Source organism: Ignavibacterium sp., from assembly GCA_032027145.1.
In the GTDB taxonomy this organism is placed as follows: domain Bacteria; phylum Bacteroidota; class Ignavibacteria; order Ignavibacteriales; family Ignavibacteriaceae; genus IGN3.
This window is the reverse complement of sequence record JAVSMP010000001.1, coordinates 500,405-519,902: the sequence shown is the minus strand read 5'-3', so window position 1 is coordinate 519,902 and position 19,498 is coordinate 500,405. Positions and strand designations below refer to the sequence as shown.

Here is a 19,498-nt window from a genome sequence, read left to right as displayed (position 1 = left end):
AAAAGCGGTACTCCCCATACATCAAAAAAAACCTTGTTCAATAAGCTTATTAACTATATTTAAGTAAAGAATCTTTATTCAAAAAATGTTAAATTCCATTGTTAATTTATTAAGGATTAAAAACTTTGCAGATATGTATATTTGAAGACGAAAATTATTCAAATCTTGAACCGCTTGTTTACTCAAGACCGGTTTATGATCTCTTATGTGGAGTAGAATCACTAAAGCAGAGAATAATAAGCAGGTACGAAAATGTTAAAGTTACCCTTCACTGCCGACCTTATCTGGAGGAAATTGTAAAGCGTAATAACCCTGAATGTTTGGTTAACAGAATTGAAGAAACAGAATGCTTATTTATCAATGGAAGAGTTATTGCTCCATCGAATATCTCAGAACTGCTTCCACTTTCAAGTTCTGAAGATAAAGTTTTTGTAAATGAAGATACAGTTGTTGCTGCTTATCTATCGGGAACAAATCTAAAGTATAAATTAAAACATTTGAAAGATCTTTTTTCGATAAATGATTTTAATAGTCTTCCGATAAAAATATTAGATCTTAAATGCGTTAATTATTTGTGGGATATGATTTTTTACAATGGTTCACAAATAGAATTGGATTTTAACCGCCTTAAGATGCAAAATAAGGAGAATTTTATAAATCAGGCTGAGCATCATATTCGCTTAATAAATAAAGAAGATATTTTTATTGGAAAAAATGTTATTATTAAACCGGGCGTGGTGATTGATGCTTCAAACGGACCAGTGATAATTGATGATGATGTTTTTATTTATCCCAACTCTTTTATCGAAGGACCTTGCTTTATCGGTGCTTCAGCTAAAATAAAAGCCGGGGCAACAATTTATGGAAATACATCCATTGGCAAAGTTTGCAAAATAGGCGGAGAAGTTGAAGGATCTATTTTTATGGATTACTCAAATAAACAGCATGCTGGATTTATCGGACATTCATATATCGGCAGCTGGGTTAATCTTGGTGCAGGTACGAATAACAGTGATCTTAAAAACAATTACTCCTTAATTAAAATTAAATTCAGTGATAAGGAAGTTGATAGTAACCATCGTTTTTTGGGGATGATGATAGGAGACCATTCCAAAAGCGCTATTAATACTAAGTTTAACACTGGTACTGTTGTGGGATTTGCTTGCAATGTCTTTTCATCAGGTTTTCCGGATAAATATATACCATCATTTATCTGGGGCGGAGACAGCTCATCAAAAGTTTACGATGTTAATAAAGCAATCGAGACAGCAAGAATAGTAATAAATAGAAGAAATATTGATTTTGATAATATTGATGAGAAATTATTTAAATTTATTTTTGAATTGACTCAATCAGACAGAATAAAAAGAGGTTATTAGTTGGAAGACCCTAATACTCAAAATTCAGAACAGAATAAATTGACTGAATCAGAAAACACTAACGATCAAATTGTTGAAATTAAAGACTCTGCTCATTTAGAAGAACACAAAGTGATTGATCTTTATCAGGGGGTAAGAGGGCTTGCGGTTAAGATACTTAATCGTGTAGAAAGAACTGATGCTTATCTGGAAAAACTACTTGATAATGAGTTGAAGAATTCAGAGTTGAGTGGACCTGATAAAGCTTTACTTTATGAAATTGTACATGGTGTTACAAGATGGCAGGGCAGACTTGATTGGATACTTAACGGATTTTATAAAGGGCAGTTTTCAAAAGCAATTCCTAATCTAAAAAATGGTTTACGTGTTGCACTGTACCAGATTATGTTTCTTGACAGGATTCCCGATCATGCTGCTGTTAATGAAGCTGTTGAATTTGTAAAAAAACTACAGGGACAAAAACCCGCTGATCTTACAAATGCTATTTTAAGAAACATTATTAGAAACAAAAGTGCTATCCGCTATCCGGATCCAAATGAAGACCTTATCGGTTATCTGAGTGCCTATTATTCTCATCCATCCTGGATGGTAAAAAGATATCTTGAAAGATTTGGCAGAGAAGAAACAGAAAAACTATTAATGGCAAATAACGAAAAGCCTTATCTTACCCTGCGTGTTAATGCTATTAAAACTGATATCACCGGTTTTAAAACTTTATTGGAGCAGGTTAACCTGAAATATCGACCAGTAAAATTTCTTGAAGAGTTTGTTCAGCTGCAAAACCTTACTAACATAACAGCATGGGAATATTATCAGAAAGGATACTTTAACATTCAGGATGAAAGCGCAGGTTTAGCCGTTAGATTACTCGATGTGCACCCCGGAATGAATGTACTTGATATGTGCTCTGCACCAGGTGGAAAAACTGCATATCTCGGTTCACTTATGAAAAATCAGGGAAAGATAACCGCACTAGACCGATATGATGGAAGGCTGAATCTTGTTAGAAAAAATAATGAGCGGCTCGGGTTAAAGATTGTTGAAACTATTGAAATTGATGCACTTGAATACAAGTCGGAGCCTTATGACAGAGTGCTTGCTGATGTTCCCTGCAGCGGTACAGGTACACTTTCAAAAAAACCAGATATCAAATGGAAAAAAGATATTTTTGATTTAAGAAAAATGACAGAGATGCAGCTGAAATTACTTGTAAAAGCATCTGAACTTGTTAAGCCAGGCGGAGTTTTAGTTTACAGTACTTGTTCTATTGAACCTGAAGAAAATTATGAGATTGTAAAAAAGTTTTTAGATACTCATCCGGATTTTAGATTTGAATCTGCAAAAGGGAAACTTGACGACAGCCTTATAGATGAAAACGGCTGTATTCAGACTTTCCCTCATAAGCACTTGATGGATGGTGCATTTGCTGCAAAAATTGTTAGAATTAATTAATAAAATATTATAAGATTATGTTAAACAAATTTGCTGATGAACTAAAACAGAAAAGAGAAGAAAGCGGCTTAACTCTACAGCAACTTGCAACAAAAACCAGAATTGATTTGAAATTTCTGGAAGCTATTGAACAAGGAAATTTTGCCTTTTTACCCGAACTTTATGTTAAAGCTTTTATTAAACAGTTTGCTAAAACTATTGGTCTTGACGAAAACATTATTCTAAAAAAGTATGAAGCTGCAAAAGAAGGTAAAGAATATGATTTAAATCCTCCTGATACGAAAGAGGAAAAAGAGACGACAGAAGATATTGTTGTAAAAACAACTGAACAAGAAATCGAAAAGCCAGTTACATCCGAAGTTGAAAAGCAAAAACCTGTTGTTAAACCTGCACAGCAAATTAAATCCTATGTTGATGAAACAAAACCAAAAACTATAGAAGATGAAAGTAAAGCAAACAAGCAGCTGATGATATTCGGACTTGGCGGTGTTGGGTTGATAATAGTTGCCGCATTGGTTTATTTTTTATTCTTTAATCAAAACAATAAAATTATTGTGGAAGAAATTCCAATTGATGAAGCTATTGAAGAAAGTAATCAAAGATATATTGAAGAACGGTCTGATATACAGGTAACAGATGACAGCACTTCGGTGTCTGCATCTTCTGATAGTTTATATCTGACATTTTATGCAAAAGATACATCCTGGATTTTTGTTGTGTTAGATAATAATCGCACACAAGAATTTACCTTAATTCCTAATTCAAAGATGAGTGTTGCAGCTGCGAATAATTTTAAAGCAACAGTTGGTAATTCAGGGGCAGTAACTCTTAAGCTGAATAATAAAAATGTTGACTTTACCGGTAAAAGCGGCTCTGTAAGATATTTCAAATTAGATAAAGCAGGATTGGTTTATTTAAACTCACCGCCTAAGATTGATCAGGAATAATGACAATATCTGCTGAAAAGAGAATTGAAGAACTGCGTAATGAAATTTTGAAGCATGATTATAACTATTATGTACTTGCCCAGCCTGTTATAAGTGATGAGAAATATGATCTGCTTGTAAAAGAGTTAGAGAAACTTGAAAGTGAAAATCCGCAGTTGATTACCGAAGACTCACCAACACAAAGAGTAGGGAGAGATTTAACCAAAGAATTTAAACCTGTAAAACATAAAGTTCCGATGCTTAGCCTTGCTAATACTTATGATGAACAAGACTTGTTTGATTTTGACAGAAGGGTAAGGGAGACTTTAGCAGAGAATGATAAACTTGAGTATGTTGTTGAACTGAAAATAGATGGTGCATCGGTAAGTATTAATTATGTTAATGGAAAATTTAAGACTGCGGCAACCAGAGGCGATGGTTCAGTTGGTGAAGAAATTACTAACAATGTAAAAACAATTCGCTCAGTTCCCCTAAAGATAGATGCCGGATTGATGAAGAAGTATCATCTTGAAGATTTTGAAGTACGCGGCGAAGTTTTCATGAAAATAGATGACTTCAAACTTCTTAATAAAGAAAGAGAAAGTAAGGGAGAAAAACTTTTCGCAAATCCGCGAAACTCAACAGCAGGTACGTTAAAACTTCAGGACCCAAAGATAGTTGCATCAAGGAAATTAAATGTATTTCTTTACTCACTAATTAACGAAGATGAAACACTTGTCTCACAGGAACAAAACCTAAAACTACTGAAGCAACTTGGGTTTAATGTTAATGATAAGTTTGAAGTATGCAAAAACATTCAGGATGTGTTAAAAGTCTGTGAAAAGTTTGAACAAATAAGAGATACACTTGATTACGAAATTGACGGAGCGGTAGTAAAAGTAAATTCTGTAAGACAGCAGAACAATCTCGGTAATATTGCTAAATCACCACGATGGGCTGTAGCATATAAATTTAAAGCAAAGCAGGCATTCACTAAATTGCTGGATATTACCTGGCAGGTCGGCAGAACAGGAGCAATAACACCGGTTGCTGAATTAGAGCCGGTTCAGCTTGCTGGCTCAACAATAAGCAGGGCAACACTTCATAACTTTGATGAGATTCAAAGAAAAGATATCAGGATTGGTGATACTGTTGTAATTGAAAAAGGCGGAGACGTTATCCCCAAAATTGTTTCTGTTGTAATTGACAAAAGACCGAAAAGAAGCCTGCCTGCAATCCCGCCTGATAAGTGTCCGGTTTGTAAATCAAAATTATTTAAACCTGAAAATGAAGTAGCACTTTATTGTGAAAATGCTGAATGTCTTGCACAAATAAAGGGGAAGCTGATACATTTTGCTTCGCGAGGAGCGATGGATATTGAGGGATTAGGCGAAGCATTAATAGATCTTTTTGTAGAAAAAGGTTTTATTAAAAATTTTTCTGATATCTATAAGCTTGAAGATAAGAGGTCAGAATTAGTTAAAATTGAAAGACTTGGAGAAAAAAGTATTGACAATCTTTTAAGTGCTATCGAAAAAAGTAAAAGCCAGCCTTTCTATAAAGTGCTATTTGCAATCGGAGTAAGATATGTTGGTGCCGGAGCTGCACAAAAAATCGCAGATCACTTTAATTCTATTGATAATATTATTGAAGCTTCAGAAGAAGAGATATCCTCAATTTATGAAATAGGTTCAAGCATTAGTAAAAGTATAAAACAGTTTTTTGCTGATAAAAAAAATATCAAACTGATAGAGGAATTAAAAAAAGCAGGACTTAATTTTGTATCTGAAAAAAGGGAAATTAAAAAATCTTATTTTACAGATAAAACATTTGTTTTAACCGGAACATTATCTGGTTTCTCAAGAGATGAAGCAGCGTCACGCATCACTGCGCTTGGCGGTAAAGTTGCTTCAAGTGTAAGTAAGAATACCGATTTTGTTGTTGCAGGCGAAAAAGCGGGATCTAAATTATCTAAAGCTGAATCTTTAGGAATAAAAATTATCAATGAATCAGCTTTTCTTGATATGTTAAAAGAAAATGAATAAAGATGATTGAATCAATTAAAAATAGTATTTCAAGATTTTTTATATCTAATAAATTAAAACACAATGAGTTAAACGAGCAGGATTTCTCTCAGGCAATGAAGCGCTCAGGCTCTTTTTTTGTTTTAATGCCGGAAGATGAAAAAGATTTTAGAGCAAGTTTTGTTGTGCTTGAGCATCTTGATCATCTTAATAAAGCTGTAAAAATATTAATCCGTGATTATCGAATTAGCTTAATGCCTGCGAAATTCAGAAACAGATCAATAGAGTTTGGGGTAAACGAACTTAACAAACTCAATCTGCCAAATCACAAACTGATTGGTAAGCTATCTGAAATGAAATTTGACGGAGTTATTGATCTTAACAGAAAAGATGAGTTGTTTTACAGCTATGCTGCAAATGTTGTTAATGCGAGAATCAGGATAGGTTATTCAAAAAAGAATTCAGATAAATATTATAATTTTCAGATAGCGAATAATGATGTCGAATCAGAAGTATCGTATAGTAATTTCTTAAATTGTTTAAAAATGTTTTAGGATGTATTATGAATTTTGAAACCAAACATTTTGGAGATGTAACAGTTTTTAAATTAAATGAAAAAAGACTGGATACAAGTATTTCGGGTTTGCTTAAAGGTGAGTTTACAATGATTCTGAAGGTTGAAGGTGTTAATAAGTTTATAATTGATTTAAGTGAAGTTGAAAGCTGTGACAGCTCCGGTTTAAGTGCCATACTTGTTGCAAACAGAATTGTCTCTGCAAACGAAGGACAAATGAGGCTTGCCGCACCTTCAGCAAAAGTTCATAACCTGATTAAAATTACTCAACTTGACCGCGTTCTACCAGTTACAACTACTGTTGATGAAGCGTTAAAAGACCTCGGAAGTTAAGTGCAGCATTTATCATATATCGATTATACTATAATTATTGTTTATTTAGTTGCAATTGCCAGTCTGGGTAAGATTCGAGGCGGTAAACAAAAAACAGTAAAAGATTATTTTGTCGGTTCTCAGGAAGTTCCATGGTGGACAATCAGCTTTTCAATTGTTGCTGCAGAAACCAGCACGCTAACATTTATTTCTATTCCTGGTCTTGCTTATCTGACAAACTTAAATTTTTTACAGCTGACGTTTGGATATCTTATTGGCAGAATTATTGTCGCAGCTTATTTTCTCCCTGCTTATTATAAAGGCGAACTTTCAACAGCATACTCTTATTTACAAAACAGATTTGGCAATAAAACCAGATCAATTGCATCTGTAACATTTTTGTTTACAAGAATTGCATCAGATGGAGTAAGGTTATTCGCCACTGCAATTCCACTTTATCTTATGCTGGATATTCAGCCAATTGTTGCTATAGTTATTATGGCGATTGTTGCTTTGCTTTATACATTTACAGGCGGATTGAAAGGGGTTATCTGGGTTGATGCAGTTCAGATGATAATTTATATCGGCGGCGCAATTGTATCTATATTTTATCTATTTCATTTTATTCCTCTTTCTTTTAGCGGAATATTTGATTCAACTGATGTAAATTCAAAGCTCAGCATCATCAATTTAGGATTTGAAAACGGTATTAAAGGATTCTTTTCACAGCCATATACATTAATAAGCGGTATTGTCGGAGGGGCTTTTTTATCAATGTCTTCTCACGGAACTGATCAGCTTATTGTGCAAAGGCTGCTTGCTGCAAAAAATCTTGCTGAAAGTAAAAAAGCAATTATTACAACAGGAGTAATAATAATATTTCAGTTTGCACTTTTTCTTTTTATCGGAATTTTATTGTATGTCTATTATGGAAGTATTGATTTAAAATCCGATGAAATATTTCCAAAATTTATAATTGAAGTTTTACCGGTTGGAATTAAAGGACTAATAATTGCCGGTTTATTTGCTGCTGCATTGTCAACACTTGCTGGGTCAATCACCTCTCTCTCATCATCGGTTATGATTGATCTTTATCTTCCATTTACAAAATCAATAGATGAAAAAAGAAATTTGTTGCTTTCAAAAATGCTTACAATTTTTTGGGCGGCAATGCTGATTTTTTCTGCTTTTATATTTATGAACAGTCCGGGAACTGTTGTTGAGCTCGCGTTAAGTATTGCTTCGTTTACGTATGGAGGATTGCTTGGTGTTTTTTTATTAGGATTGTCAAATAAAAATGTCCAACAGAAGCATGCAATTCCTGCTTTCTTTACCGCTATAATCTGTATGAGTTTCATAATACTTTTTAATGTTGTAGCCTGGACCTGGTTTGTATTAAGCGGAGTTTTAATAACTTTAATCGTTGGAAACACCCTGTACCTGATATTTGGGAAAGTAAAAACAGCTAAGCATACTTTTGAATAACTTTTGTTTGATAATATTCGCTTTAAATTTGTTTTAAGAAAACCTGATTAGTTTTGATAATGCTAAGTGTCCATTTTGCTGTGGAAATCTTATATTAAAATTAAAAAATAATTCCAATCAGCATTTAACTGAAAACATATCGGAAGGTAAAGATGGAATTCTTGGATTACTTAATCGTTATTGCCTACTTCTTATTTTCTATAATAATCGCTTTAATCTATTACAAAAAGGCTGGCAAAAGCACCGATGATTTTTTTCTATCAGGCCGTAATTTACCCTGGTATTTAGCCGGGCTTTCTATGGTTGCTACAACTTTTGCTGCTGATACGCCATTAGCTGTTACAGAACTTGTTGCTAAAAACGGTATCTCGGGCAATTGGTTATGGTGGAATTTTGCATTTGGCGGAATGCTGACAGTTTTTTTCTTTGCCCGATTGTGGAGACGTGCCGGAATAATGACTGAAGCTGAGTTTGCAGAAATACGATACTCGGGAAAACCCGCAAGATTTCTACGGGGATTCAGAGCTTTATATCTCGGTCTGTTTATGAATGTAATTATCATCGGATGGGTGAATAAAGCGATGATTTCAATTCTTGTAGGATTATTCGGAATAGATGAATCAATTGTTTTACTGTATGTATTTGGGGCGATGATACTGGTTGCAGTATATTCTGCTATATCAGGTCTTTGGGGTGTGGTTGTTACGGATGCATTTCAATTTTTTATTGCAATAACCGGGTGTATTATTCTTGCTGTTATTGTTGTTAATTCACCACAAGTAGGTGGAATGACTGGATTGCAGGAAAAACTTCCTGATTACGTTTTCAATTTTTTTCCGACAATATCTGATGTTTCAACTGCTGCAGGTACTCTGGCAATGACAACATTTTCTTTTCTTGCCTATATAGGAATAATATGGTGGGCATCCTGGTATCCGGGAGCAGAGCCGGGCGGCGGCGGATATGTAGCTCAAAGAATGATGTCTGCTAAGAATGAAAAACATTCCTTATTTGCTACTTTGTTTTTTCAGATTGCTCATTATACAATCAGACCCTGGCCTTGGATTGTTGTTGGGCTTGCATCGTTAGTGCTTTATCCTGAGTTATCAGATTCTCAAAAAGGAATGGGATATATTTATGCAATGAGGGATTTTCTGCCTGTTGGTTTGAAAGGATTACTTGTTGCTGCATTCTTTGCTGCTTATATGAGTACAATTGCTACTCAATTAAATTGGGGAACTTCTTATATAGTTAATGATTTTTATAAAAGATTTATTGTTAAAGGCAAACAGGAATCTTATTATGTTTTAAGCTCAAGGGTTTTTACAATAATATTGATGTTTATTTCTTTAATAGTTACACTTTTCATTAATAAAATTTCAGGTGCATGGGCTTTCATTATTGAGTGCGGTGCGGGAGTTGGTTTGGTTTTGATACTAAGATGGTTCTGGTGGCGAATAAATGCCTGGTCCGAAATATCAGCTATGATAGCACCCTTCATTATTCTTCCGGTTATAAATGGAATTGGAATTGAGTTTCCGTTTACTTTATTTATAATAGTTCCTGTAACAACTATTTGCTGGGTAACAATCACCTTGCTTACAAAACCTACAGAGGATGTGGTACTTAAATCATTTTATAGAAAAATTCATCCCGGCGGGATAATGTGGAAAAAAGTTTCCTCTCAAATCCCTGAAGTTGAAGGAGATTCAGGATTTTTTAAACTGTTTATTAACTGGATTATTGGGGTTATTTTAGTTTATTCAATTTTATTTGGAACAGGAAAATTACTATTAAGCGATTATTCGGGATTTTTTATTTATATTCTTATAGCCGCGGTTTCAGTAGTTATCCTTTACTTTAATATTTCGAAAATTGGCTGGAAAAAAATAGCTGAATAAGATGCTTGATTTTAATAAATTAAAAAAAATAGAGTTTATACTTTTTGATGTTGATGGAACATTAGTTAATGATGCAGGCGAACTTGGAGAACGGACAAAACAGTTAATAATGAATCTTAAAAAGTCAGGTGTAAATTTTTCATTTGCTTCCGGCAGGCTGCATTCTGCACTTATTCCGCTTGCCGAAGAGTTAAAGCTGCATTCTCCTATTATTTCACTTGACGGAACAGTAATCAAAAGTATTACCGGTAAAAATTTTGTTTACAGATCTTATCTGAAAGAAAAGCATGTAAAAAAAGCAATTGAGCTTTCTGAAAAGTATATGGTTAATATTGCTCTCTGTCATAACGATGCTATTTATTACACTGAGCAGAACTCTGTGATACCAAAATTGATGGAAAAATCCGGAGCTCCTTATAAAGAAGTGGAATCTTATGATAATCTTACAAGCAAAACTCTTGAGCTTGTTTTTGCTGGTGATAATAGACCCGCTGTTGCGTATATAAGGGATAAATTTATTTTTCCATTTTCGTTGGGTACTTCCATTTCTTTTTTCAGATCTCAAACCCATGAAAGTATTTATTATCTGGAAATTAGAAGATCAGGATCGTCAAAAGGTAAAGCAATGAAGCGTCTCTTAAAACATTTAAATATTCAGGAAGAAAAAACAGCAGTGTTTGGTGACTGGTATAATGATATCAGTATGTTTGAAAGTAAAGCATTAAAAATTGCACCCTCTAATGCTATTTCTGAGCTCAAGAGAAAAGCAGACTTGGTTTTAAAGAATTCAAATAACGAAGAGGCAGCAGCAGAATTTCTGGAAGAATTATTAAAAGTAAAAATGTCTTAATCTATGAGCAGCACAAAAGAATTAACTAAACCAACAGGTTTGAAAAGAAAATTAATAATCGGGATTATTACAGTTATCCTGATTGTGATGATGTTTCCTAAAGGTGAATCAATAGAGTTTGAGGTAAGTGAAGGAGCAATCTGGACAAATGAAGACCTTATTGCACCGTTTAGTTTCCCAATAATTAAAGAGAGACAGGAGTATTTAAATGAAGTAGCACTTTCTGAAAAATCTGTTTATCCTGTGTTTAATAGCTATCCCGAAAAAAGAAATGATTCATTAAAGATATTTGCTGCATATATTATAGATGTAATTGATGATAATCTAACTAAAGATCAGCAATCCTATGTTAATCCTACTTTTTTAAGTACAAACGCATTTATACAATTACTAAACCTCAGAAGAGTTCAAAAAAAATCGCAGCATTCGGCAGTTAATAGTTTAGAGAGAATGTTTAAACAGACAGATTTAATTACAGAAGCTATCAGTAAAAAAGGAATACTAAGCATTGATAGTAAGCAAAAATTTAAAGATAGCATAGCTGTTAGAGTTGGTAATGTTGATAGAATTGAACCAGTCAGTAAATTTTACTTTTATGATCAGGCAAAGACAGAAGCCAGAAATAAAATAATCGAGTTAAGATATTCTGATGAAGTTACGGTAGCGCTTGTTGAGTTTATCCTGCATTTTATAAAACCGAATTTAGTTTATAACGAAGATGCAACAAAACTTGAAACTGAACAGGCAAGAGACAATGTTTCAAAGTATTCTGGAATAGTAAATGAGAATGAGAGAATTATAGCCAAGCACGATAGGATAACTCCGCAGGCAAAACTTAAAATTGAATCATATAAAGAAGCTAAAGGAGAAACCATTGGACAGGAGAAGATATTTTTGCAACTTATCGGCAAGTTCTTACACATATCATTTTTTATTACTATTCTTACAATATATCTGTTTCTGTTCAGAAAGAAGATATTTTATGATAACACCAAAATCGTGTTGATATCAATAATAATAGTGTTTGTTTCATTTGTTACGTATTTAATTAATCATATAACAGTAAAAGCTCCTATTCAGTATTTGATTTTTGTTCCAGCTGCTTCAATGATTTTTACAATTGTCTTTGATTCCCGTGTTGGTTTTTATCTTACCGTAATTCTATCTTTAATTATTGGTGCATTACGCGGCAATGATTATACATTTATGGCAATGAATTTTATTGCAGGTGGATTATCAGTTTATACCGTAAGGGATATAAAAAACAGAACACAAATATTCAGATCTTTTCTTTTTATCCTTATCGGTTACAGCGCATCAATTATAGCTTTTGGATTAGAAAGGTTTGCACCAATTGATACAATGCTTGTTGAATTAGCGTTTGCAGCATCAAACGCTTTGATAAGTCCGGTCTTAACTTTTGGTCTGCTTATCTTTTTTGAAAGATTATTTAACATCACAACAGATTTAACATTGTTGGAATACTCTAACTTTGACAGACCTTTATTGCGGGAGTTAGCAAGAAAAGCACCCGGAACTTTTAATCATTCAATGACGATGGGAACTATTGCTGAAGCAGCTGCAGAACAAATTGATGCAAATGCATTGTTGGCAAGAGTTGGAGCATATTATCACGATATAGGGAAAACTATATCTCCCCTGGGTTTTGTGGAAAACCAAATGAATAATCAGAATGTGCATGAAAACCTTCCGCCCGAAGAAAGTGCTGCAATGATAATAAGACATGTTAACGAAGGAATTGAACTTGCTAAACTAAACAAACTTCCTGATGTGTTGATTGATTTTATACCTATGCATCATGGTACAACTGTAAGTAATTATTTCTATGAAAAAGCCAAGAAGCTTTATGGTGAAGATAAAGTTGATATTAATGACTACAGATATCCCGGACCAAAGCCAAATTCCAAAGAAACAGCAATAGTTATGCTTGCTGATAGCTGTGAATCTGCAGTAAGATCTATTGTTGATCCTGATACACAGAAAGTTGAAAATATAATTAATAGTATTTTTAACTCAAGATTAAAAGAAGGTCAGCTGGATGAGGCGCCAATAACCTTCAGGGATATTACAAAAATGAAAGAAGCTTTCCTTTCTATTCTGCTAAGTCAGCATCACAAAAGAATAAAATATCCAAAGCAGGAAGAAGTTGAAAAAGGAATAGATAGTGATAAAGATAAGTAATGGAGACCTTTATTAAAGAATATTTAGCTTATCTTAAATTAGAAAAAAATCTATCCGATAATACTATCAACTCTTATAAAAATGATCTTGAAGCATTTAAAGATTTTCTTAACAATAAGGGCGTTGATGATCCTGACGATATAACATCAGCGCATCTAAATGACTTCTTCAAACTGTTAAATGAACTTGGATTAGTTGGCTCATCGGCTGCGAGATATTTCTCATCTTTGAAAGGCTTTTTTCTGTATCTGATTTTAAATAAATACATTTTAAAAAATCCTGTTGAAAAAGTATCTGCACCAAAAGTTTCAAAAAAACTTCCCGGAGTTCTGGATGTTTCGGAAGTTGAGAAAATACTTTCGATGCCCGATATTAGCAGTAAATTAGGTTTGCGTGATAAAGCTATTTTGGAATTGTTTTATGCCTGCGGAACTAGAGTATCTGAATTGATAAACTTAAAAGTAAACGATCTTTTTCTTAATGACGACGTAATAAGAGTTTTAGGCAAAGGCTCAAAAGAAAGACTTATCCCAATCGGATCAAGTGCCGTCAGATGGGTGAAGGAATACTTATCTAAAGCTAGACCTTTGCTGATGAAAAAAATAAAAAGCGAAAACTATCTCTTCTTAAATTCAAGAAGCACAAAACTTTCCAGAATGGGAGTTTGGAAAATTATTGAGCGATATGTTAAAGAAGCTGATATAAAAAAGGATGTTCATCCGCATACATTCAGACATTCATTTGCAACACATTTGTTGGAAGGCGGAGCAGATTTGCGCGCTGTACAGGAAATGCTTGGACACGCAGATATTTCTACTACTCAGATTTACACACATATTGACAGGGATTACATCAAACAAATTCATAAACAATATCACCCGAGGGGATAGTGTTTAAGCAAAGATTAATTAATAATATTTTTGTCCTTATTATTGCTTTGTTACTTTTCAGCTGCAGCGATACAGACAAAGGTTCGCTTGATGAAGAAACATTAAATAAGCTGATCAAAGAAGCAAAGCTTACCGAATTTAGTGGGTTTTATTTTGTTGGTAATTATAATGGAAGACCTTCATTATACAGATATGATAGAAAGAATGATAAAATAAAAATGTTCTGGAATTCAGAACAAGAACGCGTTATTAATTTAATTACTTCTCCGGACTATAATTCAGCTTTCTTTATAACCAAACAAAAGCAAAGATTAAAATCATCTCAGCCTGCAATTGAAAGAGGAAGATTATACAGAATAAATTTTGAATTGAAGAAAGCAGAGTTTATAACTCAACTTGAGGATGGAATACAGATAATCGCGTATTGGTTAGATAAAGACCGCTTTACTTTAATAATTAATTCTATAGATAAGATAATTGCATCTTATGTAAACAAGAATACACAAGTATATAATAAGTTCGGCAAACTCCTATCAGATAAAACTGATATCTTTGATCTTACAAAAGACGGTTATCCTGTTACCAGGATGCCCGAGCCTCAATATGTATCACCAGATGAAATGTTTACAATTATAGAGGAAAAAGATTCATTAGGGATTCTTCAGAACTCATCCAATAAAGAAATAAAAACTCCTTTTTACAAGAAAAAAGTAGTTCAGGCTGGTTGGGCTGAGAATAAAAGAAACCTGATATTGCTGCTGACTGAAAAAAAGGAGAATAAAGATACAACAGAACAAATGAGTTCGTTTATTGCAGTTTTGGATTTAAAGGAAAAGAAAACGAAAACATTATTTAACAACCTGCCCTTAAAATATTTTATACTAATTGGGGATTTTCTAATATTTGATTCCGGAATAGATAAGGCTTTACATATCAGAATTTTTAACTTAAACAAAATGGCTGATTTTAAAATTATTAAACTTAATGGCGGCTGCAGCATTAAGAATATTTAAGAGATTAAAAAATTGAATTCATACTACAGAATATTATCTTATACAAAACCCTACTGGAAACATATCGGACTAACCTTTGTGTTTACAATATTATTTGCGATACTAAACGGCATTTCAGTTTATCTGACTATTCCTTTATTAGATACATTATTTCAGGACTCAGCATCAGCTCAAAATATTAGTCAGACAAGTCCAATAACATCTTCAAGCAGTTTCTTACCCGATTGGATATTGTCAATTAAAGATAACATTGTCAATACATTCAATACCTTTATACTAACCGGAGATAAAATTGAAATTTTGATTAAGATATGCTCTATAATTCTTGTTGCTTTTCTGTTAAAAAATTTCTTTTCTTACATGCAAAGTTACTTTATGGCTTTTGTTGAATTTGCATCAATGAAAGATCTGAGAGATGACGCCTATAAGCATTTGCACAAACTGCCAATTGGATATTTTAAGTCTGAAAGAGTCGGTAATCTTATATCAAGATTTACAAATGATGTAAATATAGTGCAATCGAGTATTTCTGCAACATTTTCAAATCTAATAAAAGAACCTCTTACAATAATTGTTTTTCTTGCTATCACAATTAGTATAAGCTGGCAGCTTTCTTTATTTGCATTTATTATCGTACCGGCTGCTAGCCTGATAATCGCCTGGATTGGCAACAGATTAAAAAAACTTACCATAGTTCTTCAAACCAAGCTTGCAGAAATCACAAGCATTTTGCAGGAAACAATTTCCGGAGTAAAAATAGTTAAAGCATTTGGCATGGAAGAATTTGAAAACGAGAGATTTAAAAAAGAAACTAAAAATTATTTTAAAATGGTTCTAAGAACTGTAAGAACCAGAAATTTATCTTCACCTATAACCGAGATACTAAGTATAATCATTGGAGTAATTATCATTTACTACGGCGGATTACTTGTGCTTGTTGATAAAAGTTTAAACGCAAGTCAATTCCTCGGTTTTCTGTTTGCAATATTTCAGATGATGCCGCCAATTAAAGAACTTGGCAGTGTTAATAACAGAATTCAAGAAGCGAGTGCAGCTGCAGATAGAATTTTTGAAATCATTGATACTGAGCCGCATATTAAAAACTCTCCTGATGCTGTTGATCTTATACAGTTTAAGGATAGAATAGTATTTGACAATGTTTCATTCAGGTATTCTGATGGCGAGGTTAATGTTTTGGATGATGTCAGTTTTAAAGTTAAACGTGGAGAAATAATTGCTCTTGTTGGTCCAAGCGGAGGCGGTAAATCTACTTTAGCAGATCTTATTCCAAGATTTTATGACCCTACTGCCGGCATCATATCAATTGATGGAGTTAATATCAAGCAGCTGACAGTTGAATCACTTCGTGCAAAAATGGGAATTGTTACACAAGAAACATTTTTATTTAATACTACCGTTGCTGAAAATATTGCTTATGGATTAATTGATTATCCAATGGAAAAAATTATTGATGCAGCGAAGACTGCTAATGCACACAACTTTATATCCGAAATGCCTAAAGGTTATGAAACAATAATTGGTGAAAGAGGAGTTAAACTTTCAGGCGGACAGAGACAAAGACTGACAATTGCACGCGCTTTATTAAAAGATCCATCTATTATGATTTTTGATGAAGCAACCTCTGCACTTGATAATGAATCGGAGATACTTGTGCAAGAAGCCATTGAAAGATTGATGCTAAACAGAACCACATTTGTTATTGCACATAGATTAAGTACAATCAGAAATGCAACTACTATTTTAGTGCTTGATAGAGGAAGAATTATTCAAAGAGGTACTCACGAAGAATTAATTTCCGAAGAAAAAGGGTTGTACAAAAAACTTTTTGAAATGCAGTTCAGGGATAATAATGATTAAAGATAACAAACCATTTGTAAAAATTATAAACAGACTGATCATTGTATTTTTAATTATTTTCCTTTTAAGTATAAGCAATTCAATTTTTATTAATCAGATAGGATATTACGGTGTTTTACTTTTACTGCTTGCAAAGTATTGGTTAACAAGAGAAAATCCATTTAGTAAATCAGGACTCGAATTACCGCTGATCTGGTATATGCTTTCGGAACTCATTTCTCTTCTTTTATCTCCCTACAAAGAAGAAGCCTTACAAGGTTTGATGAAAAGATATTTTCTTATCCCGATGATTTATACTACAGTTGCTTCTATTAGTAATTTTAGCGAAGCGAAAAGAGTTTTTAAAATATATATTGGCGGTACACTGGTAACAATAATGATTTATCTGTATTACTCTTTTCATCATTATATTTCAAATCTTTACAGTATAACAGAATCTGGTCCTTCTGTATTTCAATATCCTATAACAGCAAGTGAGATACTAACCTTTACGGTTATCTTCTTATTTGCCTTTTTTATCAACGAAAAAACTTCAGTTAAAAACAAGATACTATTATTTGCAGGATTTGCACTTTCATTGCTTGCATTGTTTTCAACATATAAGCGTACCGGCTGGATGGGAGCTGCAGCAGGTATATTGATAATCCTGATTCTTAAAAAACAATGGAAGATAATTATTCCCGGATTGGTTTTAATCTTTATATTCTTTCTGACACTAAAGAATGTTAGTGAGGTTAATGTTTATGAGTTATCAAATAATAATCCGGTACTGGAAAGAACTATTTCTACAGAAGGGAAAGCTTATGATGTTTATCCTCTTAATGATAAGATTATAATCAGCGACTATAATGAAGGACTGGAAATTTATAAAGACTCCACACTTCATAAAAAAGTTGATTTGCCCGGTGCTGTAATTAAATTTTCCAAATGGCAGGATAATTATTATCTGGCTTATCTGATTGATACCAGGTTTTTATTGCTTGAAAATAAAAACGACGGGCTGAGCATTGTTAGTGAATTTATTTCACCCGGAATGACTTACGATTATGCTGTGTTAAATAACAATCTGTTTGTTGTTGATAAAGATAGCGGCTTAACTGTTTTTACTAATCCTCAAAACCCGGCAGAGAAATTCCAATATCACCAGTTCTCAGGATTTACAAATATTTATGTGGATTCAAATCATATCGCACTTAAAAAAGATCAGGGTGGATTTGAAATTTATGAACTGTTAGAAAATCATTACCCCGGCAAAATATTATTTTCAGATTCAAGTAAGCTAAAGTACTTCTACTATTCATACCCATATATTTTTACATCAACACTAACTGACTTTAAAGTTTATAGGATAGATTCAACAAACTATAAGCTTCTCAATAACTTTGATGCAATAACAAATGTTCAAAAAATAGTTAAAGCAGACGATAAGTTTTTTGTCTTATCGCTTGATGCAAATGTGTATATTGTTGAACATAAACAGCCGGATAACTTTGAGCTTATTAATAAGATAAATTTAGGATACATTCCGCAAGGGATAAGCGCAGATAACAATAAACTTTATTTAACACACTTAGATAGCAAGCGCAGCCGTCTGCTGAGCATAATTGATCCATATCATCCCTCAAATTTGGGAAGACTTGCTTTGTGGTCTGCAGGTTTCAAAATGTTCTTAGACCGCCCGATTTTTGGTCTTGGTGATATTGATCTTGCAAAATATTTTAAGATTTATAAAAAGCCTTATCAAAAAGAAATCCAGGGGCATCTGCATAATAATTTTATACACATACTGGCTACACTTGGATTATTTGGATTATCGGCGGTTTGCTTTTTATTCTATAAAATAATTTTAATCGACTTAAAAATATATTTTGCAGTTAAAACAGAACCTTTTATTGCCTCATATTCATTAGGCGCTTTTGCTGCATTTATTGGATTTTTAGTTTCAGGATTAACCGAGCTAAACTTTTGGGATCACGAGATAACCACCTTAATCTGGTTTACTTTTGGTTTAAACCTTGCTCTGCTTAAATCCGTTAAACCTGAAAATGATATTATCTGAAATAAAATCTAACACCAATACCGCCATTTAACGAGAAAGTTGTTTCAGGAATTATATCCATCAAAGGTGCTATTTCAAAGAAGACATCTACAGGGGCATTACGAGGTATCCAGACAATACCAACATCGAATCTTATCCCTAATCTTGAGCTGCCATATTCAACAAGACGTAGTCTTGCACCAGGTCCATAATACAAAGAAAAATTTTCTGTTGAATTAAATATATTGCTTGAATGAAATAAATAATCGGCATGCAGGTACAGCCGGCTGTTCTTTTCAAACGAGTAACCTAATCCAAAATCGAAAGCTGTTGAGGAGGTAGTCCAGTACTTAGCGCTTAGTCCTGTGGGTTTTCCTGCAATTATTCCTATACCAAAACCGCTTGATTGTGCAATAGAAATTCCGTTAATTAAAATAATTGTTAATATTGATGTTAAGAGAACTTTTTTCATTTATTATCCATTGTTTGATGTAAAATTTACGGGCAAAGTTAATCATTTAAGCTTCAGAATAAAATGCAAAGGTTTGGAATACGAATACCCTTTAATTAATTT

Annotated in this window: 15 protein-coding genes; 14 read left to right on the top strand and 1 reads right to left on the bottom strand. The window is 33.2% G+C overall.

Annotation, left to right across the window (positions count from 1 at the left end):
• The first annotated feature begins 125 nt into the window (after positions 1–125).
• From ROY99_02020 to ROY99_01955, 14 genes are all read left to right on the top strand, one after another.
• On the top strand, positions 126–1,379 hold the full coding sequence (locus ROY99_02020; protein ID MDT3695137.1) for a putative sugar nucleotidyl transferase: 1,254 nt from the start codon (positions 126–128) through the stop codon (positions 1,377–1,379).
• Between the two features lie 39 nt (positions 1,380–1,418).
• Complete coding sequence (gene rsmB / locus ROY99_02015) at positions 1,419–2,831, top strand: 16S rRNA (cytosine(967)-C(5))-methyltransferase RsmB (protein MDT3695136.1); 1,413 nt, start codon at positions 1,419–1,421, stop codon at positions 2,829–2,831.
• A gap of 17 nt (positions 2,832–2,848) precedes the next feature.
• Complete coding sequence (locus tag ROY99_02010; GenBank protein MDT3695135.1) at positions 2,849–3,778, top strand: helix-turn-helix domain-containing protein; 930 nt, start codon at positions 2,849–2,851, stop codon at positions 3,776–3,778.
• Positions 3,778–5,802, top strand: a complete 2,025-nt coding sequence (gene ligA / locus ROY99_02005; GenBank protein MDT3695134.1) for an NAD-dependent DNA ligase LigA — start codon at positions 3,778–3,780, stop codon at positions 5,800–5,802. The genes ROY99_02010 and ligA overlap by 1 nt, the downstream gene beginning before the upstream one ends.
• A 2-nt stretch (positions 5,803–5,804) precedes the next feature.
• A complete protein-coding gene (locus ROY99_02000) occupies positions 5,805–6,335 on the top strand; it encodes a hypothetical protein (GenBank protein ID MDT3695133.1) in 531 nt (176 codons plus the stop codon).
• Between the two features lie 8 nt (positions 6,336–6,343).
• Positions 6,344–6,688 (top strand): STAS domain-containing protein, encoded by a 345-nt coding sequence (locus ROY99_01995; protein ID MDT3695132.1) that lies wholly within the window; start codon positions 6,344–6,346, stop codon positions 6,686–6,688.
• Positions 6,689–8,152, top strand: a complete 1,464-nt coding sequence (locus tag ROY99_01990) for a sodium:solute symporter (protein ID MDT3695131.1) — start codon at positions 6,689–6,691, stop codon at positions 8,150–8,152. It begins immediately after the preceding gene.
• A gap of 152 nt (positions 8,153–8,304) precedes the next feature.
• Positions 8,305–10,053 carry a sodium:solute symporter family protein gene (locus tag ROY99_01985; GenBank protein MDT3695130.1) on the top strand — a complete coding sequence of 583 codons (1,749 nt, stop codon included), beginning with the start codon at positions 8,305–8,307 and terminating at the stop codon, positions 10,051–10,053.
• Between the two features lies 1 nt (position 10,054).
• Complete coding sequence (locus ROY99_01980; protein MDT3695129.1) at positions 10,055–10,903, top strand: Cof-type HAD-IIB family hydrolase; 849 nt, start codon at positions 10,055–10,057, stop codon at positions 10,901–10,903.
• Between the two features lie 3 nt (positions 10,904–10,906).
• The gene (locus ROY99_01975) at positions 10,907–13,105 is read left to right on the top strand and encodes an HDIG domain-containing protein (GenBank protein MDT3695128.1); all 2,199 of its coding nucleotides are present in this window, start codon (positions 10,907–10,909) and stop codon (positions 13,103–13,105) included.
• Entirely contained in the window at positions 13,105–13,995 is an 891-nt protein-coding gene (gene xerD / locus ROY99_01970) for a site-specific tyrosine recombinase XerD (GenBank protein MDT3695127.1), read from the top strand. Before ROY99_01975 ends, xerD begins: the two co-directional genes overlap by 1 nt.
• Positions 13,995–15,008: a hypothetical protein gene (locus ROY99_01965; GenBank protein MDT3695126.1), complete on the top strand. Its 1,014-nt coding sequence runs from the start codon at positions 13,995–13,997 to the stop codon at positions 15,006–15,008. Before xerD ends, ROY99_01965 begins: the two co-directional genes overlap by 1 nt.
• A 12-nt stretch (positions 15,009–15,020) precedes the next feature.
• Positions 15,021–16,886, top strand: a complete 1,866-nt coding sequence (locus ROY99_01960; protein MDT3695125.1) for an ABC transporter ATP-binding protein — start codon at positions 15,021–15,023, stop codon at positions 16,884–16,886.
• Positions 16,879–18,945, top strand: coding sequence for an O-antigen ligase family protein (locus ROY99_01955; protein MDT3695124.1), 2,067 nt, complete (start codon positions 16,879–16,881; stop codon positions 18,943–18,945). The genes ROY99_01960 and ROY99_01955 overlap by 8 nt, the downstream gene beginning before the upstream one ends.
• Here ROY99_01955 and ROY99_01950 read toward each other — a convergent pair.
• Positions 18,938–19,396, bottom strand: a complete 459-nt coding sequence (locus ROY99_01950) for a hypothetical protein (GenBank protein ID MDT3695123.1) — start codon at positions 19,394–19,396, stop codon at positions 18,938–18,940. The genes ROY99_01955 and ROY99_01950 overlap by 8 nt on opposite strands.
• Positions 19,397–19,498 lie beyond the last annotated feature (102 nt).